The organism is Methylobacterium haplocladii (assembly GCF_007992175.1).
Classification (GTDB): Bacteria; Pseudomonadota; Alphaproteobacteria; order Rhizobiales; family Beijerinckiaceae; genus Methylobacterium; species Methylobacterium haplocladii.
This window is the reverse complement of sequence record NZ_BJZT01000026.1, coordinates 20,304-42,405: the sequence shown is the minus strand read 5'-3', so window position 1 is coordinate 42,405 and position 22,102 is coordinate 20,304. Positions and strand designations below refer to the sequence as shown.

24 protein-coding genes are annotated in these 22,102 nt (G+C 69.7%); 21 read left to right on the top strand and 3 right to left on the bottom strand.

Annotation, left to right across the window (positions count from 1 at the left end):
* Positions 1-68: 68 nt before the first annotated feature.
* The 6 genes from MHA02_RS12365 to MHA02_RS22175 all read left to right on the top strand — a co-directional run bounded on the left by MHA02_RS12365 (position 69) and on the right by MHA02_RS22175 (position 5,855).
* Positions 69-1,976, top strand: coding sequence for a magnesium chelatase subunit D (locus MHA02_RS12365; protein ID WP_147079026.1), 1,908 nt, complete (start codon positions 69-71; stop codon positions 1,974-1,976).
* A gap of 9 nt (positions 1,977-1,985) precedes the next feature.
* Complete coding sequence (gene bchO / locus MHA02_RS12360) at positions 1,986-2,903, top strand: alpha/beta fold hydrolase BchO (RefSeq protein ID WP_373866686.1); 918 nt, start codon at positions 1,986-1,988, stop codon at positions 2,901-2,903.
* 82 nt (positions 2,904-2,985) lie between these two features.
* Positions 2,986-4,515 carry a phytoene desaturase gene (locus MHA02_RS12355; RefSeq protein ID WP_147079022.1) on the top strand — a complete coding sequence of 510 codons (1,530 nt, stop codon included), beginning with the start codon at positions 2,986-2,988 and terminating at the stop codon, positions 4,513-4,515.
* Positions 4,496-5,572, top strand: a complete 1,077-nt coding sequence (locus tag MHA02_RS12350) for a phytoene/squalene synthase family protein (protein ID WP_147079020.1) — start codon at positions 4,496-4,498, stop codon at positions 5,570-5,572. The genes MHA02_RS12355 and MHA02_RS12350 overlap by 20 nt, the downstream gene beginning before the upstream one ends.
* Positions 5,569-5,715 (top strand): hypothetical protein, encoded by a 147-nt coding sequence (locus MHA02_RS22180; protein WP_170249206.1) that lies wholly within the window; start codon positions 5,569-5,571, stop codon positions 5,713-5,715. Before MHA02_RS12350 ends, MHA02_RS22180 begins: the two co-directional genes overlap by 4 nt.
* Complete coding sequence (locus tag MHA02_RS22175) at positions 5,712-5,855, top strand: hypothetical protein (protein WP_170249204.1); 144 nt, start codon at positions 5,712-5,714, stop codon at positions 5,853-5,855. The genes MHA02_RS22180 and MHA02_RS22175 overlap by 4 nt, the downstream gene beginning before the upstream one ends.
* A gap of 3 nt (positions 5,856-5,858) precedes the next feature.
* On the opposite strand, the gene MHA02_RS12345 is transcribed toward MHA02_RS22175, so the two are convergent.
* The 3 genes from MHA02_RS12345 to crtD form a co-directional block, all read right to left on the bottom strand.
* Positions 5,859-6,263 carry a DUF4174 domain-containing protein gene (locus MHA02_RS12345; protein WP_147079018.1) on the bottom strand — a complete coding sequence of 135 codons (405 nt, stop codon included), beginning with the start codon at positions 6,261-6,263 and terminating at the stop codon, positions 5,859-5,861.
* 74 nt (positions 6,264-6,337) lie between these two features.
* Positions 6,338-7,198, bottom strand: coding sequence for a carotenoid 1,2-hydratase family protein (locus MHA02_RS12340; protein ID WP_147079031.1), 861 nt, complete (start codon positions 7,196-7,198; stop codon positions 6,338-6,340).
* Positions 7,195-8,730 (bottom strand): 1-hydroxycarotenoid 3,4-desaturase CrtD, encoded by a 1,536-nt coding sequence (gene crtD, locus MHA02_RS12335; protein WP_244612419.1) that lies wholly within the window; start codon positions 8,728-8,730, stop codon positions 7,195-7,197. Before crtD ends, MHA02_RS12340 begins: the two co-directional genes overlap by 4 nt.
* A gap of 105 nt (positions 8,731-8,835) precedes the next feature.
* Between crtD and MHA02_RS12330 the strand changes: the two genes are divergently transcribed.
* From MHA02_RS12330 to MHA02_RS12260, 15 genes are all read left to right on the top strand, one after another.
* Complete coding sequence (locus MHA02_RS12330; protein ID WP_147079014.1) at positions 8,836-9,708, top strand: polyprenyl synthetase family protein; 873 nt, start codon at positions 8,836-8,838, stop codon at positions 9,706-9,708.
* 35 nt (positions 9,709-9,743) lie between these two features.
* Positions 9,744-10,886 (top strand): methyltransferase, encoded by a 1,143-nt coding sequence (locus MHA02_RS12325; RefSeq protein WP_147079029.1) that lies wholly within the window; start codon positions 9,744-9,746, stop codon positions 10,884-10,886.
* A gap of 94 nt (positions 10,887-10,980) precedes the next feature.
* On the top strand, positions 10,981-11,919 hold the full coding sequence (gene bchC, locus MHA02_RS12320) for a chlorophyll synthesis pathway protein BchC (protein ID WP_147079012.1): 939 nt from the start codon (positions 10,981-10,983) through the stop codon (positions 11,917-11,919).
* Positions 11,916-12,920, top strand: coding sequence for a chlorophyllide a reductase iron protein subunit X (locus MHA02_RS12315; protein ID WP_147079010.1), 1,005 nt, complete (start codon positions 11,916-11,918; stop codon positions 12,918-12,920). The genes bchC and MHA02_RS12315 overlap by 4 nt, the downstream gene beginning before the upstream one ends.
* Before the next feature lie 4 nt (positions 12,921-12,924).
* Positions 12,925-14,493, top strand: coding sequence for a chlorophyllide a reductase subunit Y (gene bchY / locus MHA02_RS12310; protein WP_147079008.1), 1,569 nt, complete (start codon positions 12,925-12,927; stop codon positions 14,491-14,493).
* Positions 14,493-15,959: a chlorophyllide a reductase subunit Z gene (gene bchZ / locus MHA02_RS12305; protein ID WP_147079006.1), complete on the top strand. Its 1,467-nt coding sequence runs from the start codon at positions 14,493-14,495 to the stop codon at positions 15,957-15,959. The genes bchY and bchZ overlap by 1 nt, the downstream gene beginning before the upstream one ends.
* A gap of 68 nt (positions 15,960-16,027) precedes the next feature.
* A complete protein-coding gene (locus MHA02_RS12300; protein WP_147079004.1) occupies positions 16,028-16,252 on the top strand; it encodes a hypothetical protein in 225 nt (74 codons plus the stop codon).
* Between the two features lie 141 nt (positions 16,253-16,393).
* Positions 16,394-16,624 carry a light-harvesting antenna LH1, beta subunit gene (pufB, locus tag MHA02_RS12295; RefSeq protein ID WP_147079002.1) on the top strand — a complete coding sequence of 77 codons (231 nt, stop codon included), beginning with the start codon at positions 16,394-16,396 and terminating at the stop codon, positions 16,622-16,624.
* Positions 16,625-16,637: 13 nt separating this feature from the next.
* Entirely contained in the window at positions 16,638-16,823 is a 186-nt protein-coding gene (gene pufA / locus MHA02_RS12290) for a light-harvesting antenna LH1, alpha subunit (RefSeq protein ID WP_147079000.1), read from the top strand.
* Positions 16,824-17,042: 219 nt separating this feature from the next.
* The gene (pufL, locus tag MHA02_RS12285; RefSeq protein WP_147079028.1) at positions 17,043-17,867 is read left to right on the top strand and encodes a photosynthetic reaction center subunit L; all 825 of its coding nucleotides are present in this window, start codon (positions 17,043-17,045) and stop codon (positions 17,865-17,867) included.
* 15 nt (positions 17,868-17,882) lie between these two features.
* A complete protein-coding gene (gene pufM / locus MHA02_RS12280) occupies positions 17,883-18,860 on the top strand; it encodes a photosynthetic reaction center subunit M (RefSeq protein WP_147078998.1) in 978 nt (325 codons plus the stop codon).
* Positions 18,857-19,948, top strand: a complete 1,092-nt coding sequence (gene pufC / locus MHA02_RS12275; RefSeq protein ID WP_147078996.1) for a photosynthetic reaction center cytochrome PufC — start codon at positions 18,857-18,859, stop codon at positions 19,946-19,948. The genes pufM and pufC overlap by 4 nt, the downstream gene beginning before the upstream one ends.
* 310 nt (positions 19,949-20,258) lie before the next feature.
* Positions 20,259-20,384 (top strand): type B 50S ribosomal protein L36, encoded by a 126-nt coding sequence (gene ykgO, locus MHA02_RS12270; RefSeq protein ID WP_003601867.1) that lies wholly within the window; start codon positions 20,259-20,261, stop codon positions 20,382-20,384.
* 67 nt (positions 20,385-20,451) lie between these two features.
* The gene (locus MHA02_RS12265) at positions 20,452-21,066 is read left to right on the top strand and encodes a tetratricopeptide repeat protein (RefSeq protein WP_147078994.1); all 615 of its coding nucleotides are present in this window, start codon (positions 20,452-20,454) and stop codon (positions 21,064-21,066) included.
* 24 nt (positions 21,067-21,090) lie between these two features.
* On the top strand, positions 21,091-22,101 hold the full coding sequence (locus MHA02_RS12260) for an alpha/beta fold hydrolase (protein ID WP_147078992.1): 1,011 nt from the start codon (positions 21,091-21,093) through the stop codon (positions 22,099-22,101).
* Position 22,102 lies beyond the last annotated feature (1 nt).

Genomic DNA, 22,102 nt, shown 5'->3' with positions numbered 1-22,102 from the left:
ACCCCTCTCCCGACCCTCGCTAACGCGAGGGCCACCCTCTCCCGCAGAGGGGAGAGGGATCGTGCCACGTGTCTGACCCGTCCCCCCACTGGACCGATGCCCTCCGCGTCGCCGCACTGATCGCCACCGATCCACAGGCATGCGGTGGCGTCTTACTCCGCGCCGGCGCTGGGCCGGTCCGCGATTTGTGGCTCACCCTGCTGCAGGCCGGCCTTCCCCCGAACACGCCTATCCGCCGCATGCCCACCAGCATCGCCGACGACCGGTTGCTCGGCGGACTCGACCTCGCCGCAACGCTCCGAGCCGGCCGGCCGGTGGCGCAGAGCGGGCTGCTGGCCGAAGCCGACGGGGGCATCGTTGTGGTGCCGATGGCCGAGCGGCTCTCGGCCGGCACCGTGGCCCGGCTCTGCGCGGCGCTCGACAGCGGGAGCGTGAGCCTGGAGCGCGACGGCCTGTGCGGCGTCCAGCCCGCCCGCTTCGGGCTGATCCTCCTGGACGAAGGCGGCGAGGACGAAGCCGTGGCCGAGGCCCTGGCCGACCGGCTGGCGTTCCGGGTGGATCTGAACGCCCTCGGCCTGCGGGATATCGACGGCCAGACGGTGCCGCCCATGCCGCGTCGCCGCGATCGATCGGCAGAGACCGCAGCATCCTTACCGCCCCCTCGTCCTGAAATGCCGAAGCGCAGCGAGGGCCTCCAAGGAGGGCTCCAGAGGGCGCGGAGTGATCTGGTGTCCTCATTGCAGGCCGCTGACGCGGCACCTCGAGATGAGGGCGGGGCCGGGATCGATCCCATCGCCACGCTCTGCGCCGCGGCCGCCGATCTCGGAATCGCGTCGCTGCGCGGACCACTGCTTGCCGCGCGGGTCGCCCGGCTGGCGGCATGGCTCGATCACCGCGCCGATCTGACGGAAGCCGACGTCATCGAGGCGGCGCGGCTCGTCCTGGCGCCCCGCGCGACGCGCCTGCCCGCCAGTGAACCGCCGGAGGAAGCGCCGGACGAAAGAGCCGAGCCGGAGGAGGCTCCGCCGCCGGATACCGGCGACCCGTCCGCGCCGCCCGACGATTCGGACACAGAGGGCGAAACGACCCGACAGGATCTGGACGAGATCGTGCTGGAGGCGGCCCGCGCCGCAATCCCGCCGAACCTCCTGGCCCAGCTCCTCGCCACCGGCCCGCGCCTGCGCGACGGCAAGGCCGGGCGCATGGGCATCGCGGCGAGCGCCCCGCGCTCGGGCCGTCCGGCCGGGAGCCGTCCCGGCGATCCGCGGCGCGGCCGGCTCGACCTGATTGCGACGCTGCGGGCCGCCGCGCCGTGGCAGCGGATCAGGCGGGGGGAGCGCGTGGGTGAGACGACCGCCCCGGCGACACGCCGCATCATCGTTCTCCCCGACGACCTGCGCATCAAGAAGCTCCGCCAGCGGACCGAGGCCACCACGATCTTCTGCGTCGACGCCTCCGGCTCGGCCGCACTGGAGCGGCTGGCCGAGACCAAGGGGGCGGTGGAACTGCTGCTCGCCGAATCCTACGTCCGGCGCGACCGGGTCGCCCTGGTGGCGTTCCGGGGGGCGGGGGCCGAGGTGATCCTGCCGCCGACGCGCTCGCTTGCGCGGGCGAAGCGCGTCCTCGGCGGGTTGCCCGGCGGAGGCGGCACGCCGCTCGCCGCAGGAATCGACGCCGCCGCGACGCTGGCGCTCGCCGTGCGCAGAGCTGGGGGCAGCCCGGTGATCGTCTTGCTCACCGACGGCCGCGCCAACGTCGCGCGCTCGGGGGAGGGTGGACGCGCCCGGGCCGGCGAAGAGGCCCTCGCCGCCGGGCGCCTGCTGAAGGCGCTCGGCCTGCGCATCCTGCTGATCGACACCGGCACCCGCCCGGACGGTGCCCGCCGGCTCGCGGACGTCGCCGATGCGCGCTACATTCCGCTGCCCTATGCCGATGCGAGCGGCGTGAGCGCCGCGGTGAGGGCCGCGATCGCCTGAGATCCCATGATGCCGTTCTTCGAGACAGATCGCCCCGACTGGGAGCGCGACGGCGCCGACTGGCCGAATCGCGCCGCGAGCCGGTTCGTCGAGGCGGCGGGCCTGCGCTGGCACGTGCAGGAATTCGGCGCGGTGGGCGCGCCGGTGCTGCTGCTGCTCCACGGCACCGGTGCGGCCACGCATTCCTGGCGCGATCTGGCGCCGCGTCTCGCCGAAAACTTCCGGGTGGTCGCGCCGGACCTACCCGGCCACGGCTTCACCGATCCGTTGCCGGCTCGTGACTTATCCCTGCCGGGCATGGCGAACGCCGTGACGGGGTTGCTGGGGGCGCTCGGCGTCGAACCGGTGCTCGCTGCCGGCCATTCCGCCGGCGCCGCGGTGTTGGCCAGGATGTGCCTCGACGGCAGCATCGATCCGCGCCTTCTCATGGCTCTCAACGGCGCGCTGAAGCCGTTTCCGGGACCGGCGGCCTTCCTGTTCCCGACCATGGCGCGGATGCTGTTCCTCAACCCCGTCACGCCGAAATTCTTCGCCTGGACCGCCGACCGGGCCGCCGTGAAGCGGCTCATCGACGGCACGGGCTCGCGCCTCGATGCGACGGGGCTCGACCTCTACAAGCGCCTGTTCGCCAAATCCGGCCACGTTGCCGGTGCGCTCGGCATGATGGCGAACTGGGATCTCGAAGCCCTCGACCGCGACCTGCCGAAGCTCAGGCAGCACACCGTCCTGGTGGTCGGCAGCGAGGACCGGGCGATTCTGCCGGAGACGGCGTTCACGGTTCGCGACCGGCTGCCCGATGCCCGCGTCGAGCTGATGCGCGGGCTCGGCCACCTCGCGCATGAGGAGGCGCCAGAGCGCGTCGCCGACCTCGTTCGGCGCGAGGCGCGGGAAGCGGGGCTGCTGGCGGCCGAATCCGCGGGGGCTTGAGCGTTCGGGATCGGTCGGGTCGTCGCGAGCGACCGCCGTTTCCCTCTTGCCTGCCGGAAAATCCCCGCCATAGTGTCAGCCAATGTTGACACTCGACGCCAAGCCGAGCGCTGTTCCCGACGCCGACCGCCGCCCGCACGCGGTGGTGATCGGCTCCGGATTCGGCGGTCTGGCGGCAGCGGTGCGGCTCGGCGCGCGGGGCTATCGCGTCACCGTGCTGGAGCGGCTGGAGCAGCCGGGCGGACGCGCCCGCGTCCACAAGCAGGACGGCTTCACCTTCGATGCCGGCCCCACCATCGTCACCGCGCCGTTCCTGTTCGAGGAACTCTGGCAGCTCGCCGGACGGCGGATGGAGGACGACGTCGCCCTGGTGCCGATGAACCCGTTCTACCGCATCCGCTTCGAGGACGGCGCCACCTTCGAATACAGCGGCGACGTCGACGCCATGCGCGAAGAGGTGCGGCGGTTTTCGCCTGCGGATGTCGCGGGTTACGAGCGTTTCATGCAGCGCAGCGAAGCGATCTGCAAGGTCGGGTTCGAAGAGCTCGGCCATGTACCGTTCGAGTCCGTCGGCGACATGCTGCGCATCGCGCCCGACCTGCTCCGGCTCGGTGGCCATCGCTCGGTCTACGACACGGTGGCGAAGTTCATCCGCGACGAGCGGCTGCGGACCATCTTCAGCTTCCACCCGCTGCTGATCGGCGGGAACCCCTTCCGTGCCAGCGCGATCTACTGCCTAATCGCCCATCTCGAACGGCGCTGGGGCGTGCATTTCGCGCTTGGCGGCACAGGCCGGCTGGTGGACGGGCTCTGCGATCTCATTCGCGGCCAAGGCGGCAGCATCCGCTGCGGCGCCGACGTCGCTACGATCCGCGTCCAGGACGGCGCCGCCACGGGCGTCATGATGCAGGACGGCAGCTGGATCGACGCCGATATCGTCGTCTCGAACGCCGATTCCGCCTTCACCTACACGCACCTGCTCAAGGGCCACCGGCGCCGGCGCTGGAGCGACCGCAAGGTCGGCGCGGCGCGCTCATCGATGGGCCTGTTCGTCTGGTATTTCGGGACGAACCGGAAGTACCCGGACGTCGCCCACCACACGATCATGATGGGGCCACGCTACCGGGACCTCCTCACCGACATTTTCGAGACGAAAAAGCTCGCCGAGGACTTCAGTCTCTACCTGCACCGGCCGACCGAGACCGATCCGCTGTTGGCCCCGCCTGGGCACGACGCCTTCTACGTGCTGGCGCCGGTGCCGAACCTCGCCGGCGGTCAGGATTGGACACGACTCGCCGAGCCGTATCGCCAGAAGATCGAGGCCTGCCTCGAAGCCTCGCTGCTGCCCGGACTTAGGGATGCCCTGGTGACCTCGAAGGTGACGACGCCGCAGGATTTCGCCGACGACTTTTTGAGTTTCCGCGGGTCCGGCTTCGGGCTGGAGCCCGTGCTCACGCAATCGGCCTGGTTCCGGCCGCACAACAGGTCCGAAGACGTGAAGAACCTCTATCTCGTCGGCGCGGGGACACATCCCGGTGCCGGGCTCCCCGGCGTGCTGTCCTCGGCCCGCGTTCTCGACAGCCTGGTCCCGGATGCGCACGTCGTTGCCTGACGCTCCCCTCGCCAGCGCCGCCGATCACGCCGCCTGCCGGGCCGCGATCCGCACCGGCTCGAAGAGCTTCTTCGCGGCCTCGACGCTGCTGCCGCCCTCCGTGCGGGTGCCGTCCTTCGGCCTCTACGCCTTCTGCCGGCTCTCCGACGACGCCGTCGACGAGGCCGGCAGCCGGGTTTGCCAGCGGATCGCCTCGGATCGCCTCGCGCACCGCCTGAGCCTCGCCTATGCCGGTCGGCCGGCCGACTCGCCCGCCGACCGGGCGCTCGCCGACCTCGTCGCGCGCTACGCCATGCCGGAGGCGCTGCCGCGCGCCCTGCTCGAGGGGCTCTCCTGGGATGCCGAAGGCCGCCGCTACGCCACCCTCTCGGATCTGACGGATTACGCCGCCCGCGTCGCGGGCGCCGTCGGCGCGATGATGACGCTCATCATGGGCGTGCGCGATCCCGGGGTGCTCGCCCGCGCCTGCGATCTCGGCGTCGCCATGCAGTTCACCAACATCGCCCGCGATGTCGGCGAGGACGCCCGCGCCGGCCGGCTCTACCTGCCGCTCGACTGGCTCGCCGAGGCCGGCATCGACCCGGATGCCTTCCTGGCCGCTCCGCAAGCGAGCCCGGCCATTCGCTCCGTCGTCGCCCGCCTGCTCGACGCGGCCGAGATACTCTATCGACGCTCCGAATCCGGCATCGGCGGCCTGCCCCTCGGCTGCCGTCCGGCGATCCGGGCGGCGCGGCTGATCTATGCCGAGATCGGCCGCGCGATCGAAGCGAACGGGCTCGATTCGGTCACGAGCCGCGCCCGGGTGCCCGGCGCGCGCAAGGCGGCGTTGCTTGCCCGCGCCGCCTTGCCGGTGCCGGCACTTGCGGACACCGCCTCGCCGCCGCTGCCGGAGACGGCCTATCTCATCGAGGCCGTCCGCGATCATCCGATGCCGGCTCTCGCGGATCGGCGCCGGCTGCCGGCCTGGTGGGATGTCTCGGGCCAGATCGCGCACGTGCTCGATCTCATCGAGCAATTGCAGGAGCGCGACGCCTTCCAGCGCTCGGCGCCGTCGTGAGCAGCCACGCGTTCGCCTCGGTGGAGGCGGGTCTCGTCATCGTCGTGGTGTTCGGGCTGGCGGTCTGGCAGCTCGTGGCCGTCCGACGCAGCATCCGGCGCGACCGGCAGACGGCCGGGGGCCAGGAGGCCCGCGAGCGGTGATCGCCTCGACGGCCCTCGAACTCCTGTTGCTCGGTCTGGCGGTCTGGCAGCTGATCGTGGTGCGGCGGAGCATCAAGGCGGATCGGGAGAAGGGCGAACGGGGTCCTCCGGAGCGTTCGCAGTCCGACATGGCCCCATAGGTTCTACCGCTTCATCTCCCCACGCCGCATCGGCATCGCGTCGATGGTCGAAAACAAGGTCTGCGGGGCAATCGGGCGGTCGGAGGTAAGCTTGGCGCCGCCGTCCTTGCCGATCAGCACGGCGCGAAAGCCGTCATCGGGCAGCCCGAGCCGCCGGCGCAGAGCGACAGCCTTCGGCTCCCGGCCGACCGCTTCGACCGTCACGAGGTCGCGTTCCGAGGCCCCGTTCCGCACCGTAGCGAGAGCTTCGCGTTGGGCGCGCAGCATCGGGTCGGCCGCGTCGGCGGAAGCCAGCACGAGCAGCCTGGATTTCCAGCGATAGCCGTCGATCGAGTCCGCACCGGCAGCCGTCGCGGCGCTACCGACGGCGATCGCTCCGAAGGCGAGGGCACCGAGTCTGCGAGCCATGATCTGTCTCCGATGACGGTACCTTTCAGCGAGCTCGTCGGCGCGACAACGCGTGGGCGCGGCTCGGGATCACCTCATTTCGGCGCCCGCGGCATTCGGAACGGCAGCATCAGCCGCACCACCGGGTTCATGAACCGGTCGAGCACGAGGCTCTCGTGGACGGGCCGGACCGCCTCGCCGACGAGCGTCGCGGAGAGCAGGGAGCGGGCGTAGAACGGCGTGTCCTCAAAGGTCCGCACGACCTGCGCCCGGCCGTCGTCGCTGCGGGTCGGCCGTGGGATGCGCCAGAGCCGCGTCGCCGGCAGGTCGGCAGCGAGCGGCGGGCGGATCTCGCGGCGGCTGCCGTCACGGCCGAAATGGAGCGAGAGGTTCTGCCCGGAGCCGTCGCGGCGCTCGACGTCGTAGAGGATGGCCGCGCCGTCCTTCAGGTCTGCCCGGCACCAGGTCCAGCGCGAGAACGACTCGGCGAGGGGCCGGTCGCCGTCGTTGGTGTCGAAATAGCCGGTGCCGGTCCAGGACATCGACGGCTTGTCGAGGGCGACCTCGATCCGGGATGAGGGCGCCATCGGCCACCAGCGATGCTCGCCGTGGGTGTCGAGGGTGAAAGGGCTTTGCGTGATCCCGTTAGGCCGCACCCGCACGGTACCGCGGATGGCGCGCGGGATCGGCGAGGAGCGTTCGTCGATGCGGATCGTGAGTTCGGTGCCGTCCCAGGCGAGCGAACTCGGGCCGATGGCGATGTGCTCGGCGTCCCGCGAGAGTTGCGACCGGCGCCGCTCGGTCATGGCGAAGCGGTTCGCGCGCTCGCCGTAGAGCACGACGTTCACGGCGCAGTGGTCGAACGGGTCCTGATGCCTGTCCCAGGTGTAGTAGGGCGAGAACACGCTGCCGATGAAGGCGATGATGGTGAGGCCTTGCCGGCCGTCCTCGCTCAGCGCGTCGACGTACCACCAGACGTAGCCGCCCTTGGCGACCGGACCGTCGAAGCGAGGTCCGCGAGGAGTGCCTCCGCTGCCAGTCGTCCGGACTGCGCCGCCATCGGCACGCCCGGCCCCGGATGCACGCTCCCCCCCGCCAGATAGAGACCCGGCAGGCGCGTGCGCGACCCCGGCCGCTTGAACGAGGCCATCCAGCCGTGGGCCGCCCGGCCGTAGAGCGCCCCGCCCGTCGCCGGAAACAGCGCTTCGAACCCCTCCGGCGTCGTCACCGCGGCCGGTTCCGGCACCGTCAGCGTGAGCCCGCACGCCGCCAGCCGGCGGCGCCAATTCGTCTCGCATGTCTCGATCTCCGAGGGCGGAAAGGGGCGCTCGCGCCCGTCGGCGGGCGCGTTGACGAGGAGAAGCAGGCGCTCTGGGCCGCCGGGATCGGCGCAGGAATCGCCGCGGTCCTGCGCGCAGATATAGACCGTCGGATCCGCCGGCAGCTGCCGCCGGTCGAGGATCTCCGAGAACTCCCGGGCGTAATCTCGCGAGAAGAACACGGTGTGGTGGGCCAGCGGAAAACCCTCGGCGCGGGCGTTCAGGCAGAAGGTCACGGCCGAGAGCGAGCGGTCGGCGGGGGCGATGCGGTCTCCGGCCGGAGCCGCCTCCGGCCCGAACAGTCCGGAGCCGAGCGCGGCGACGTCGGCATTGGCGACCACCGCATCCGCCGCGATGCGCTCGCCGTCGGCGAGGATCACCCCGGTAGCGCGGCCACCCTGCGTCTCGACCCGGGCGACCTCGGCGCCGTAGCGGATCGTCGCCCCGTTTTCGACGGCGAGATCGGCGATGGCGCGTGCGAGGCGGCTCAGGCCGCCCTCGACCAGCCAGACGCCAGCCTGCTCGACATGGGCGACGAGCATCAGCGTGGCCGGCGCCGCGAAGGGGGAAGAGCCGCAATAGGTCGCGTAGCGCCCGAAGAGCTGGCGCAGGCGCGGATCCCGAAAGTATTCGCCCAAAGCCGACCACAGCGTGGTGAAGGGCTGGATGCGCCAGAGGTCTCCGATGCCGGAGAGGCCGACGCGGCGGCCGAGATCGATCGGGCTCGGCCGCGACCCGCGGATGAAGGGTCCTTCGAGGGTACGGTAGACCTCGGCGGCACGAGCGCAGAAGCGGCGGTAGCCGTCCGCCTCGCGCGGGCCGGCGAAGGCGGCGATGGCCTCGGCCGAGGCGTCGATATCCGCGAAAAGGTCGAGGCGCTCGTCTGCACTCCAGGCGTGGCGGGCGAGAAGTTTCGTGGACGTCAGCGCGACACGATCACCCAGCGCGACGCCGACCTCCGCAAAAATCTCTTCGAAGACCCAGCGCATGGTGAAGACGGTGGGACCGGCCTCGATCGCGCTGCCGCCGACCGGCAGCGCGCGCATCTTCCCCCCCGGCGCTGCGGCGCGCTCGAGCAGCGTCACGTCGAGCCCTGCATGGGCGAGCTTCAGACTGGCGACGAGCCCCGCCACGCCTGCACCGATCACGACGACGCGGTTTCCGGGCACGGATCCAAACACCTCCAGATCGGCGGCGTTGACCGGCCGCCCCAAAGTGTCAATAAAGACTGACACGTTGTTTTGACAACGGACAATGACACAGGGAGAGGCGCGATGGATGCCGGCAGGCGGATCGAAACGGCCCTCGACGCGGCCGTAGCCCATCTTGAGGCGCCCGGCGCGCCGCCGCGGCTTGCGGAAGCCCTTCGCTACGCCGTGTTTCCCGGCGGCCACCGCATCAGGCCGCGCCTCTGCCTCTCGGTGGCGCGGGCCTGCGGCGACGACGATCCGGCGGCGGCCGACGCTGCAGCGGCCGCGATCGAGCTTTTGCACTGCGCCTCCCTCGTCCATGACGACCTGCCGTGTTTCGACGATGCGCCGATGCGCCGCCAGAAGGCTTCGGTGCATGTCGCCTTCGGCGAGCCGCTCGCCGTGCTCACCGGAGACGCACTGATCGTCGCCGCATTCGAGACGCTGGCGCGGGGCGCCGCGCGCCACCCGCAGCGCCTTGCGGCCCTCGTCGGGCTCGTCGCCCGCGCTGCCGGCTCGCCGGCCGGCATCGTTGCCGGTCAAGCCTGGGAGTCGGAGCCCTACGTGGCGCTCAGCGACTACCAGCAGGCCAAGACCGGCGCGCTGTTCGCGGCCTCGACGGTGGCCGGCGCGGCCGCGGCGGGCGCACAGCCGCTGCCGTGGCGGCTTCTCGGCGAATGCCTCGGCGAGGCCTATCAATGCGCCGACGACCTGCGTGACGTAGCCTGCCGCCAGGAGGAGATCGGCAAGCCAGCAGGCCGCGACGCCACCCTCGGCCGGCCCAATGCGGCCGCGCTGCTCGGCACCGACGGCGCACTGGAGCGGCTGAAGCGGCTCACCCGAGAGGCCATTGAGGTCATCCCCGATTGCCCCGGCGCAGACACTTTGCGGGCCGAGATCGAGGCGCAAACGCGCCTCTTCCTGCCCAAAAGCCTCGCCAATCTGGTCTCCGCCTGAGCACCGGCGCACCCGTGCCGGCGCTGACCGCGTCCATGCCGGCGCCGGACGGAAAGCGGACGTGGCGGGAGCGCTGGCTCGCCTTCCGCAACGCGCGCATCGCGAGTCCGGCCTTCCAACGCTGGGCCGCCGGATTTCCGCTGACCCGCGGCATCGCCCGGCGCAACACGCGGGCGCTGTTCGATCTCTGTGCCGGGTTCGTCTACTCGCAGGTGCTGTTCGCCTGCGTCCGACTCGATCTGTTTCGAACGCTGGAACCGGGGCCGCAGGGCCTCGACGACCTCGCGCGGCGCCTCGCCCTCCCCAGGGACCGCGCCGAGCGGCTCCTCAAGGCTGCAGCCTCCCTCGACCTCATTTCCGCTCTTCCGGACGGCCGTTTCGCGCTCGCCGATCTCGGCGCGGCGCTGATCGGCAACCCCTCGGTCGCGGCGATGATCGAGCATCACGCCATGCTCTACCAGGACCTCTCCGATCCCGTGGCGCTGCTCCGCGGGGAGGCGGGTCGGACCCGGCTCTCGGAGTACTGGCTCTACGCGGACCACACGCGGCTCGGGGCTGCCGCAGACGAATCGGTCGCCGCCTATAGCGGGCTGATGTCGGCTTCCCAGGCACTCGTCGCGGAGGACGTGCTCGACGCCTATCCGCTCGATGGCCACGCCTGCCTGATGGATGTCGGCGGCGGGGAGGGCGCCTTCTCCGCTGCAACGGCCCGCCGGCATGCTTCGTTGAAGCTAAAACTGTTCGATCTGCCGCCCGTGGCGGAGCGGGCGGAGCGCCGGCTCGCGGAACAGGGACTCGGCGGCCGGGTCGATTGCGTGGGCGGCAGCTTTCACGATGGCGCGCTACCGAAGGGTGCCGACGTGCTCTCGCTCGTGCGCATCATCCACGACCACGACGATTCCGCCGCCGCAGCGCTCCTGGACGCCGCCCATTCCGCGCTTCCCCCCGGCGGCACGCTCCTGATCGCCGAGCCGATGGCTGGGACGCCCGGCGCCGAGCCGATCGGCGACGCGTATTTCGGCTTCTACCTCCTCGCCATGGGCAGCGGCCGCGCTCGCACCAGCCGCGAGCTGATCACCATGCTGGCAGCTGCCGGCTATGTCGAGATTCGCGAAATTCAGACCCGCCGACCGTTGCTCACCAGACTGATCACCGCAAAGAGAGAGTTAAAAGTGTAAAGAGCGCTTGACGCTCTGATACGTCCACGTAGGATGACAACAAGCGAACCCGCATACGGCCGGAGTCGCAGCAACGGGGTGGAAGATCCAGCACATGGACGCGCTTGCCGTCATCCTCGAACGACCGGAGCAGCTGGCGCTCAACCGCCTGGCCCTGACTCCCGCCGTCGATGGCGACGCGGTGATCGCGGTCTCCTGGAGCGGCATCAGCACCGGGACGGAGCGCCTGCTCTGGTCGGGCCGGATGCCGAACTTCCCCGGGATGGGCTACCCGCTGGTGCCCGGTTACGAGTCCGTCGGAACCGTCGTCGACGTCGGCGCCGAGGCGGCCCTGAAGGTCGGCGACACGGTCTTCGTCCCCGGTGCGCGCTGCTTCGGCGAGGTCCGCGGCCTGTTCGGAGGCGCTGCCTCCCATCTCATCGCCCCGGCGTCCCGTCTGATCCCGGTCGACCCGGCGCTCGGCGACCGGGCCTGCCTGATGGCGCTGGCCGCGACCGCCTATCGGGCGCTCGGCGGGATCGCGCCCGGCAGCAAGCCTCTGATCGTCGGCCACGGCGTGCTCGGGCGGCTGCTGGCGCGGCTCACCGTCGCCGCAGGCGCCGAACCGACGGTGTGGGAGACCAACCCGGTCCGGGCCTCGGGCGATTTCGGTTACGCGGTGGTCGATCCGGCCGCCGATGCGCGCGGCGACTACGCCGTGATCACCGACGTCAGCGGCAGCGCGAGCCTGCTCGACACGCTGATCGGCCGGCTGGCGCCCGGCGGCGAGATCGTTCTCGCCGGCTTCTACGAGGCGCCGCTCTCCTTCGCCTTCCCGCCCGCCTTCATGCGCGAGGCGCGCATCCGGATCTCGGCGGAATTCAAGCCCGGCGATCTCGCGGCCGTGACGGCCTTGATCGCAGGCGGCCGCCTCTCCCTCGACGGCCTCATCACGCACCGCGTGCCCGCGCTCCAGGCGCAGGAGGCCTACCGCACGGCGTTCGGGGATCCCGAATGCCTCAAGATGGTCCTCGATTGGAGAGCCTGTTCATGAATGTCCAGCTGAACAAGGCAGCCCTCAACAATGCCCAGCAGCTTCGCGATGAGGCTGCGATCGAGCCGGATCCGGTCTCGACCGCGCCGGTGAAGAAAGAGACGCAGATCATCGCGATCTACGGCAAGGGCGGCATCGGCAAGTCGTTCACCCTGGCCAATCTCAGCTACATGATGGCTCAGCAGGGCAAGAAGGTCCTGCTCATCGGCTGCGACCCGAAGAGCGACACCACATCGCTTCTCTTCGGCGGCAAGGCCTGCCCGACCATCATCGAGACTTCGACCAAGAAGAAGCTTGCCGGCGAGCAGGTCGCCATCGGCGACGTCTGCTTCAAGCGCGACGGCGTCTACGCGATGGAGCTCGGAGGGCCGGAGGTCGGCCGCGGCTGCGGCGGCCGCGGCATCATCCACGGCTTCGAGCTGCTGGAGAAGCTCGGCTTCCACGAGTGGGGCTTCGACTTCGTTCTGCTCGACTTCCTCGGCGACGTGGTCTGCGGCGGCTTCGGCCTGCCGATCGCCCGCGACATGTGCCAGAAGGTCATCGTCGTCGGCTCGAACGACCTGCAATCGCTCTATGTCGCCAACAACGTCTGCTCGGCGGTCGAATACTTCCGCAAGCTCGGCGGCAATGTCGGCGTCGGCGGCCTCGTCATCAACAAGGACGACGGCACCGGGGAGGCCCAGGCCTTCGCGGACGCGGTCGGCATCCCGGTCCTCGCCTCGATCCCGGCCGACGACGACATCCGCAAGAAGAGCGCGAATTACGAGATCATCGGCAAGCCGGACAGCCGCTGGGCCTCGCTGTTCGAGACCCTCGCCCAGAACGTCGCCGAGGCGAAGCCCAACCACCCGACCCCGCTCAGCCAGGACGGACTGCTCGGCCTGTTCTCCAGCGAGACCACCGGCCGCAACGTCGTGCTGGTGCCGGCCACGTTCGAAGACATGTGCGGCTCGACCCCGCTCGTGAAGCCGTCCCTCGAAGTCGTCTACGACGAGGTTTGAGCGGATGGCGGTCTCCCTCGACATCGCAAGCCTTCGCGCCCGCCGGGAGACCCCCGCGTCGAGCGTCGCCGCCTCCCAGGGTGCGGAGGCGATCAACCTCGCCGCCACCAAGGGCGACGGGCTCGGCTGTCACGCCGGCAAGGACGCGATGCGGGCATCGGCCGAAGCCGCCGGGATGTCCGAGACGCTGGAGCAGCTGCGAAAAGACTACCCGGCCGGTCCGCACGATCAGCCGCAGAGCATGTGCCCGGCCTTCGGTTCGCTGCGCGTCGGCCTGCGCATGCGCCGCACCGCCACGATCCTCTCCGGCTCGGCCTGCTGCGTCTACGGCCTGACCTTCACCTCGCATTTCTACGGGGCGCGCCGGACCGTGGGCTACGTGCCCTTCAACTCCGAGACGCTCGTGACCGGCAAGCTGTTCGAGGACATCCGCGAGGCGGTGTTCGAGACGGCCAAGCCCGACGATTACGACGCCGTCGTCGTCATCAATCTCTGCGTGCCGACGGCGTCGGGCGTGCCGCTTCGTCTCCTGCCGAAGCAGATCGACGGCGTTCGCATCATCGGCATCGACGTACCGGGCTTCGGCGTGCCGACTCATGCGGAAGCCAAGGACGTACTCGCCGGAGCGATGCTGAAATTCGCCCGCACCGAGGCCGAGCAGGGTCCGGTCCAGGCCCCGCGCGGCGGCCGTAACCAGCGTCCGACCGTGACGTTGCTCGGCGAGATGTTCCCGGCCGATCCGGTGGTGATCGCTTCGCTGCTGGAGCCGCTCGGCTTGGCCGCCGGGCCGGTGGTGCCGACCCGCGAATGGCGCGAACTCTACGCGGCGCTCGACGGCGCGGCGGTGGCGGCAATCCATCCCTTCTACACCGCGAGCATCCGCGAGTTCGAGGCGGCGGGCCGTCCGATCGTCGGCTCGGCCCCGGTGGGCCACGACGGCACCGCCGACTGGCTCGACCGGATCGGCGAGGCCTGCGGCGTCGCCCGCGACGTGGTCGAAACCGCGAAGAACCGGCTTCTGCCCGGCATCCGCGGCGCGCTCTCGGCCATGCCGATCACCGGCCGGATCACCCTGTCGGGGTACGAGGGCTCCGAATTGCTGGTCGGACGCCTGCTCGTCGAGAGCGGCGCGGATCTCCGCTACGTCGGCACGGCCTGCCCGCGCACGCCCTGGTCGGATGCCGACCGCGAATGGCTCGAGGCCAACGGCGTTCGCGTCCAGTTCCGCGCCTCGCTCGAGGACGACCTCGCAGCCATGCACGAGTACCGGCCGGACCTCGCCATCGGCACCACGCCGGTGGTGCAGAAGGCCAAGGAACTGGCGATTCCGGCCCTCTACTTCACGAACCTGATCTCGGCGCGCCCGCTGATGGGCGCGGCCGGGGCCGGCTCGCTCGCCAAGGTCATCAACGCCGCGCTCGCCAACAAGCCGCGCTTCGACGCGATGCGCGACTTCTTCGAGGGTGTCGGCACCGGGTTCGCTGCCGGCGTCTGGCAGGACACGCCCCAGGCCAAGCAGGGCCCCAAGGTTCAGGTCGCCAAGAAGCACGATCCGATCGGGGAGATGGCCTGATGCTCGTCCTCGATCACGACAGGGCCGGGGGCTACTGGGGCGCGGTCTACGTCTTCACCGCGATCAAGGGGCTGCAGGTCGTCATCGATGGCCCGGTGGGCTGCGAGAACCTGCCGGTCACCTCGGTCCTGCACTACACCGACGCGCTGCCGCCGCACGAACTGCCGATCGTCGTCACGGGCCTCGCCGAGGAAGAACTCGGCCGCCACGGCACCGAGGGCGCGATGAAGCGGGCGCATGCCACGCTCGATCCGGGCCTGCCGAGCGTCGTCGTCACCGGCTCCATCGCCGAGATGATCGGCGGCGGCGTGACCCCCGAGGGCACCGGCCTGCAGCGCTTCCTGCCGCGCACCATCGACGAGGATCAGTGGCAGGCCGCCGACCGGGCGATCTTCTGGCTCTGGCAGGAATACGGCGCCAAGAAATTCGCCAAGAAGGGCATCCCGGCCCGTCCGGAGCGGAAGCCCGGCGAGAAGCCCCGCGTCAACATCATCGGACCGGCCTACGGCACCTTCAACATGCCGTCCGATCTCGCCGAGATCAAACGGCTGGTCGAGGGGCTGGGCGCCGAGATCAACCTGACCTTCCCGCTCGGCAGCCACCTCGCCGACGTGCCGAAGCTCGTCAATGCGGATGCCAACATCTGCCTCTACCGCGAATTCGGCCGGCTGCTCTGCGAGAGCCTGGAGCGACCCTACCTGCAGGCGCCGATCGGCCTCCTCTCGACCACCAAGTTCCTGCGCTCGCTGGGCGAGATCCTCGGCGTCGACCCCGAGCCGTTCATCGAACGGGAGAAGCACACCACGATCAAGCCGGTCTGGGACCTCTGGCGCTCGGTCACGCAGGACTTCTTCGGCACGGCGAGCTTCGGGATCGTCGCGACCGAGACGTATTCTCGCGGCGTACGGCACTTCCTCGAGGACGAGATGGGCCTGCCCTGCACCTTCGCCTTTGCGCGGAACGCCGGGCAGAAGACCGACAACGCCGCCGTGCGCGCCGCCATCAAGGCGAACCCGCCGCTGGTTCTGTTCGGCTCGTTCAACGAGCGCATGTACCTCGCCGAGTGCGGCGGCCGCGCGGTCTTCGTGCCGGCTTCGTTCCCCGGCGCGATCATCCGGCGGCACACCGGCACGCCCTTCATGGGCTACGCCGGGGCAACCTACCTGGTCCAGGAGGTCTGCAACGCCCTCTTCGACATGCTCTTCCACATCCTGCCGCTCGCGCGCGACATGGATGCGGTCGAGGCGACGCCCTCTCGCATGCATCGCGAGCTGCCCTGGGACGCGGATGCCCGCGAGCAGTTGGGCGCGATCGTCGAGTCGCATCCCGTCCTGGTGCGCATCTCGGCGGCCAAGCGTCTGCGCGATGCGGCCGAGCGGAGCGCCCGGCGCGAGAACGCCGAGGCCGTCGCCCTCGACCATGTCGCGCGCGCCCAGGCCGACCTGTCCATGGGAGCGGCCGCATGAGCGCCGGTCCCGCCATCACACCCTTCCCTGACCGTCACCTTCGGGTGCGCAGCACGGAGTCCCCGGCCATGCAACGTACGATGTCCTCACCGACGCGGCAGCATCAGGAAGCCTTGCAGTTTCGGCTGATCCTGGCGGCGACCTACCCCTTCTTCCTGATCGCGGCCCTGGTGCAGCGTGTGCTGCCGGGGGGCGCCGTGCAGCGCCCCGGCCTGCCGGTCGCGCGCCGATCCGTTTTTGGCGAAGCCAAGGCCATGGCCGTCTCGGCCATCCCCTTCGCCTTCATGGGCTGATCGGGCGCTTTTGCCCGAGGCCCGCACCGAATTCTTCCGTCCGGTGGCACGGGGGAAGACAGCCGTGATTGCATCGAGTCACGGCCAAGACCCGTCGCTCCTTTTGACAAGGTGCGGCCAACACAAACGGAGGTTCGATCGATGGCTAACGGAGTAACCGAAAGACCGAGCAGCCTATCGGGGCTGACGGAACCTGAAGCCAAGGAGTTCCACGCGATCTTCCTGACGAGCTTCATCATCTTCACGGCGATCGCCGTGGTCGCTCACATCCTCGTCTGGCTGTGGCGTCCGTGGCTGCCTGGACCGCAGGGCTACACCTCCCTCGAGGGCGTGACCCAGACGGCCCAGTCGCTTCTGTCGATGATCGTCTGAGGGGGAGCGCACCATGCACAAGGTTTGGCTTCTGTTCGATCCGCGGCGGACTCTCGTCGCGCTCTTCACCTTCCTGTTCATCCTGGCTCTGCTGATCCACTTCATCCTGCTCAGCACGGACCGGTTCAACTGGCTGGAAGGCGGAAAGAAGTCCGCAGCCAACGAGCATTCGCTCGTCCTGCAGACGATGCCCTCCTGAGGGCGGTGAGCTGCGGCGACGCCCCGCGTCGCCGCGAACCCGCGGACGGGTCGCCGGCCTGACGGTGCCCGCCCGCGGTCGAGGGTCTCCACCGACGACGCCGATCAGGGATCGTCTCCAGAGTCCGCTTTCCAACGACGAGTTGGTGCCGTGCGACGACCCGATGCGGTCGTTTCACGGCGCCAGCGCCCCCCGACGGTCCAGCCCGAAGGTGCCGCCATGGCGATGCTGAGCTTCGAAAGAAAATACCGGGTCCGCGGCGGCACGCTCGTCGGCGGTGACCTGTTCGACTTCTGGGTGGGGCCGTTCTACGTCGGGTTCTTCGGCGTCACGACCCTGTTCTTCGCGATCCTCGGGACCGCGCTGATCGTCTACGGGGCGGCTCTCGGGCCGACCTGGAACATCTGGCAGATCAACATCGCGCCACCCGATCTCAAGTACGGGCTCGCCCTGGCGCCGCTGAAAGAAGGCGGCCTCTGGCAGATCATCACCTTCTGCGCCATCGGATCCTTCGTATCCTGGGCGCTGCGCGAGGTGGAGATCTGCCGAAAGCTCGGCATCGGCTACCACGTGCCGTTCGCCTTCGGCGTTGCGATCTTCGCCTACGTGTCGCTGGTCGTGATCCGGCCGTTTCTGATGGGCGCCTGGGGTTACGGCTTTCCCTACGGCATCCTCAGCCACCTCGATTGGGTGTCGAACACCGGCTACCAGTACCTGCACTTCCACTACAATCCGGCGCACATGCTGGCGGTGTCGTTTTTCTTCACGACGACCTTCGCGCTGTCGCTGCACGGGTCTCTGATCCTGGCCTCGACCAATCCGCCCAAGGGCGAGACGGTCAAGACGCCGGAGCACGAGGACACCTACTTCCGCGACACCATCGGCTACTCGATCGGCACGCTCGGCATCCACCGGCTGGGCCTGTTCCTGGCGCTCTCGGCGGGCTTCTGGAGTGCCGTCTGCATCATCATCAGCGGGCCGTTCTGGACCCGGGGCTGGCCCGAATGGTGGGGCTGGTGGCTCAATCTTCCGGTCTGGCGTTAAGGGGGCTCGCAGACGATGGCCTACTACCAGAACATCTTCACGCAAGTGCAGGTCCGGCCGCTCGTGCCGGAGCAGGGAGTTCCCGTCGCGACCGAAAATCGCATCGGAAGGCCCTTCAACAGCTACTTGGCCGGTCTGTTCGGCAACAGCCAGATCGGCCCGATCTACGGCGGCTATATCGGCATCCTCTCCGGCGTCTGCTTCCTGATCGCCTTCGAGATCGTCGGTCTCAACATGCTGGCCTCGGTGAACTGGGATCCGGTCCAGTTCGTGCGCCAGCTGCCCTGGCTCGCGCTGGAACCACCGCGGCCGGAATACGGGCTCAAGATCCTGCCGCCCCTGAACAAGGGGGGCTGGTGGCTGATCGCCGGCTTCTTCCTGACGACGTCGATCCTGCTCTGGTGGGTTCGCATGTACCGGCGCGCCCGGGCCCTCAAGATCGGCACCCACGTGCCCTGGGCCTTCGCCTCGGCGATCTGGCTCTACCTGGTCCTCGGCTTCATCCGTCCGATCCTGATGGGTTCCTGGAGCGAGGCGGTGCCCTTCGGCATCTTCCCGCACCTCGATTGGACCGCCGCCTTCTCGCTGCGCTACGGCAACCTCTTCTACAACCCGTTCCACATGCTCTCGATCGCCTTCCTCTACGGGTCGACGCTGCTCTTCGCCATGCACGGCGCGACCATCCTGGCGACGAGCCGCTACGGCGCGGAGCGTGAGATCGACCAGATCGTCAGCCGCGGAACGGCCACGGAGCGGGCCGCCCTGTTCTGGCGCTGGACCATGGGCTTCAACGCCACGATGGAATCGATCCATCGCTGGGCCTGGTGGTTCGCGGTGTTGACGACGCTCACCGGCGGCATCGGCATCATCCTCACCGGCACCGTCGTCGACAACTGGTACCTCTGGGCGGTGAAGCACGGCGTCGCGCCGTCCTATCCCCAGGTCTTCGGTCCGGTCACGGATCCCCTCGGAGCTTCGGGAGCCACCCCATGAAGAGCCTGCTCGTCGTCGCGGGCGTCGTCGTCGCGGCCTTCCTCACCATCGCGCAGTTCGGTACGGCGGGCTGGAGCTTCCCGCCGATCGCCGCCCAGCAGCACGGCTTCCGCGGCACCGGGATGGATCAGATCCAGACCAAGCGGGAAGCCGTGGCGCTCAAGGACGCCAACCAGGCTCCGGCGCCCGCCGATCCGGCGGATGCCGGCGGCGACAAGGCCGGCACCACCTATCAGAACGTGCAGGTTCTGAAGGATCTCTCGACCGAGCAGTTCAACCGGGTGATGACCTCGATGACGGAGTGGGTCGCCCCAGAGCAGGGCTGCACCTACTGCCATAACACCGAGAACATGGCATCGGACGACCTCTACCAGAAGAAGGTCGCCCGGCGGATGCTGCAGATGACCCAGTACATCAACACCAACTGGAAAGAGAAGCACGTCAACGGTTCCGGCGTGACCTGCTACACCTGCCACCGCGGCCAGCCCGTGCCGAAGAACATCTGGTTCGAGAACCCGGGCCTGACGGCCAAGGGCCTGACCCAGCCGCGCAACAACGGGCAGAACATGGCCTCGCCCGATGTGGGCCTCGCCTCGCTGCCCTACGACACCCTGACCGAGTATCTCGGCAAGAAGGACGTGAACGAGAACGCGATCCGGGTGAACGCCACGACGGCGCTGCCCGAAGGCAAGGGCAAGCCGATCCAGGAGGCCGAGAAGACCTACGGCCTGATGATGCACATGTCGCAATCGCTCGGGGTGAACTGCACCTACTGCCACAATACCCGGGCGATCTCGCAATGGTCCCAGAGCACCCCGCAGCGGACGACGGCCTGGTACGGCATCCGCATGGTGCGCGCACTCAACGGCGACTACCTCGAGCCGTTGAAGGGCACGTTCCCGCCGAACCGACTCGGGCCGACGGGCGACGTTCCGAAGGTCGGCTGCGGCACCTGCCACAACGGCCAGCCGAAGCCCCTGAACGGTGCCCACGTCATCGACGCCTATCCGGAGCTTGCCAAGGCCACCGCATCGGCGGCCGACGCGAAGCCGGCGCCGGCATCGCCCCCGGCCGACGCGCCGAAGTAGCCTCGGCCGGGCGGGAGGACTTCTTTCCCGTCCGACAGGCATCGATCGAGCGGCCGTCGGGCATCGTCCCGGCGGCCGTTTCGTTTGTCACGGGCGATGGTCGCCCCGCGCTGGCGAGGGCCGCCATCGGACCGGGTCCGCTGGGTGCTTTGGTGAGACGCGCGGCCTTGCCTGTTCGGCACCGTCTCTGGTAAGGCGACCGTCTTTCCGCGATGCGTGATCTGCCATCGCCGGGGCGCCCTCGCGGCATCCCGTCCCTTTCGATACCCGAACGACAGGCGGCCGGGCAGCCCGCGCCGAGTGGACAACAATGAAGATCCGCAATTCGCTCAAGTCGCTGCGCGGCCGTCACCGCGACAACCAGCTCGTGCGCCGCAAGGGCCGTGTCTACGTCATCAACAAGACCCAGAAGCGCTTCAAGGCACGCCAGGGCTGATTGACCGCGCCTGCGCGTCACGCGGGCGCGTTGACGGCAGGTCCCGTGGCGTGACAGCCTCGGGCTCATGATCTTCGCTCGAGCCGGTCATCCGGCCATCTCCCGCATCGCCGTCGCTGCCTGCCTTGCCGTGACGCTCGGTGGCGTATCGATGGCGGCCGGCGCGAGGCCGGCTCCTGCGCAGGAGCGCAAGGCGCACCCTCCGGCCTCTCTCGACGACCTCTACGTGCGTCTGAAGGAAGCCGACGATCCGGCCGAGGCCAAGGGCATCGCCGGGTTGATCGAGCGCAAGCTCGCGCGCTCCGGCAGCGCCACGGTCGACCTGCTGACCGAGCGCGCTCGCGAAGCGATGTCGAGCAACGACGTGCCCTTGGCCATCGAACTGATGGACCGGGCCATGGCGTTGGAGCCGACTTGGCCAGAGGGCTGGAATCGTCGCGCGACGCTGTTCTTCCGGCTCTCGGATTCGTCGAGCGCCATTGCCGACCTCGAACGCGCGCTGGTGCTGGAGCCCCGCCACTTCGAGGCCTGGGCCGCACTCGGTAAGCTCTACCTCGCCGACGACGACAAGCGCCGTGCCCTCGAAGCCTTTCGTCGGGCAGAGGCGATCTACCCGCAATGGGACGTGCTGAAGAAGGCGATCGAGCGGCTCGCGCCCGACGTCGACGGCCGCGATCTCTAAGCCATCCCCATCGCAGCATCCTTCATGCGCATACTGAAAGGCGTCGCGGCCTTCTCCGCGGGCGCTGCGGTATTGCTTGGCGGTCTGGTTGTCGCGGCATTGGCAGCCGGTGCCGGTGCCACGGTGCTGATCGCCTTCCATGTCGAGTCGCTGTATCCGCCGAACGGTCGGTTCGTTCCGGTCCGGGGAGGGCGGCTCGCGGTTCTGGAGGCTGGGCCGACGGAAAGCCCGCGCGGGACCGTCGTTCTGCTTCATGGTGCATCGGCCAGTGCCGCCGATCCGATGGAAGGGATCGGGCGAACACTCGCGAAGCGGGGCTATCGCGTCATCGCCTTCGATCGGCCGGGCTTCGGCTGGAGCGACAGGCTCGCCGGCCCCGAGGCGGCCTCACCCGGCTTCCAGGCCGACGCGATCGGGCGGGCGCTCGACGCGATGGAGGCCGGCCCGGCGATCGTTCTCGGACATTCCTGGTCGGGCGCCCTGGCGCTGCGGCTCGCCCTCGACCGGCCAGATCACGTCGCGGGGCTGGTGCTCGCCGCGCCAGTGGCACTGCCCTTCCCGGACAAGCAACTGCCCTGGTGGGGCAGGCTGGCGCTGCAGCCCGCCGTCACGGGGCTCCTGGTGCGGACGGTCGTGGTCCCGATCGCATGGTGGTACCTGCCGAAGGCTGCCAAGGGCGCCTTCACCCCGCAGGCGATGAGCGAAGGTTATGTCGAACGCAGCCGCGCGCCGCTGATCCTGCGGCCGGGCGCGGCGCTCGCCAATCTCGAAGACCTAGCCGGGCTGCCGGCGGCACTGCGTGAGCAGGCGCCGCGCTACGGAGAAATCCGCGTGCCGACGGTCGTGGCCGCCGGCGAATCCGACCCGGTCGTGCGGATCCAGACCCAGGCCGTGCCGCTGGCGGAGCAGATTCCGGGAGCGCGGCTCGTGCGCCTGCGCGGCATCGGCCACATGCTGCACTACGTGGCGACGGACGCCCTCGCTGACGCCGTCGACGGCGTGCGGGCAGAGGTCGAACCGCCGCCCGCACGCTGAC

What these genes read in the sequence shown, in the direction of transcription:
- MHA02_RS12355 (WP_147079022.1), top strand. Translation starts at nt 2,986, where the DNA reads ATGTTGACACTCGACGCCAAGCCGAGCGCTGTTCCCGACGCCGACCGC.
- MHA02_RS12345 (WP_147079018.1), bottom strand. Translation starts at nt 6,263, where the DNA reads ATGGCTCGCAGACTCGGTGCCCTCGCCTTCGGAGCGATCGCCGTCGGT.
- MHA02_RS12300 (WP_147079004.1), top strand. Translation starts at nt 16,028, where the DNA reads ATGCAACGTACGATGTCCTCACCGACGCGGCAGCATCAGGAAGCCTTG.
- pufA (WP_147079000.1), top strand. Translation starts at nt 16,638, where the DNA reads ATGCACAAGGTTTGGCTTCTGTTCGATCCGCGGCGGACTCTCGTCGCG.
- bchO (WP_373866686.1), top strand. Translation starts at nt 1,986, where the DNA reads ATGCCGTTCTTCGAGACAGATCGCCCCGACTGGGAGCGCGACGGCGCC.
- pufL (WP_147079028.1), top strand. Translation starts at nt 17,043, where the DNA reads ATGGCGATGCTGAGCTTCGAAAGAAAATACCGGGTCCGCGGCGGCACG.
- pufM (WP_147078998.1), top strand. Translation starts at nt 17,883, where the DNA reads ATGGCCTACTACCAGAACATCTTCACGCAAGTGCAGGTCCGGCCGCTC.
- MHA02_RS12260 (WP_147078992.1), top strand. Translation starts at nt 21,091, where the DNA reads ATGCGCATACTGAAAGGCGTCGCGGCCTTCTCCGCGGGCGCTGCGGTA.
- bchC (WP_147079012.1), top strand. Translation starts at nt 10,981, where the DNA reads ATGGACGCGCTTGCCGTCATCCTCGAACGACCGGAGCAGCTGGCGCTC.
- bchZ (WP_147079006.1), top strand. Translation starts at nt 14,493, where the DNA reads ATGCTCGTCCTCGATCACGACAGGGCCGGGGGCTACTGGGGCGCGGTC.
- MHA02_RS12325 (WP_147079029.1), top strand. Translation starts at nt 9,744, where the DNA reads ATGCCGGCGCCGGACGGAAAGCGGACGTGGCGGGAGCGCTGGCTCGCC.
- MHA02_RS12315 (WP_147079010.1), top strand. Translation starts at nt 11,916, where the DNA reads ATGAATGTCCAGCTGAACAAGGCAGCCCTCAACAATGCCCAGCAGCTT.
- MHA02_RS12265 (WP_147078994.1), top strand. Translation starts at nt 20,452, where the DNA reads ATGATCTTCGCTCGAGCCGGTCATCCGGCCATCTCCCGCATCGCCGTC.
- pufC (WP_147078996.1), top strand. Translation starts at nt 18,857, where the DNA reads ATGAAGAGCCTGCTCGTCGTCGCGGGCGTCGTCGTCGCGGCCTTCCTC.
- pufB (WP_147079002.1), top strand. Translation starts at nt 16,394, where the DNA reads ATGGCTAACGGAGTAACCGAAAGACCGAGCAGCCTATCGGGGCTGACG.
- ykgO (WP_003601867.1), top strand. Translation starts at nt 20,259, where the DNA reads ATGAAGATCCGCAATTCGCTCAAGTCGCTGCGCGGCCGTCACCGCGAC.
- MHA02_RS12350 (WP_147079020.1), top strand. Translation starts at nt 4,496, where the DNA reads ATGCGCACGTCGTTGCCTGACGCTCCCCTCGCCAGCGCCGCCGATCAC.
- MHA02_RS12330 (WP_147079014.1), top strand. Translation starts at nt 8,836, where the DNA reads ATGGATGCCGGCAGGCGGATCGAAACGGCCCTCGACGCGGCCGTAGCC.
- bchY (WP_147079008.1), top strand. Translation starts at nt 12,925, where the DNA reads ATGGCGGTCTCCCTCGACATCGCAAGCCTTCGCGCCCGCCGGGAGACC.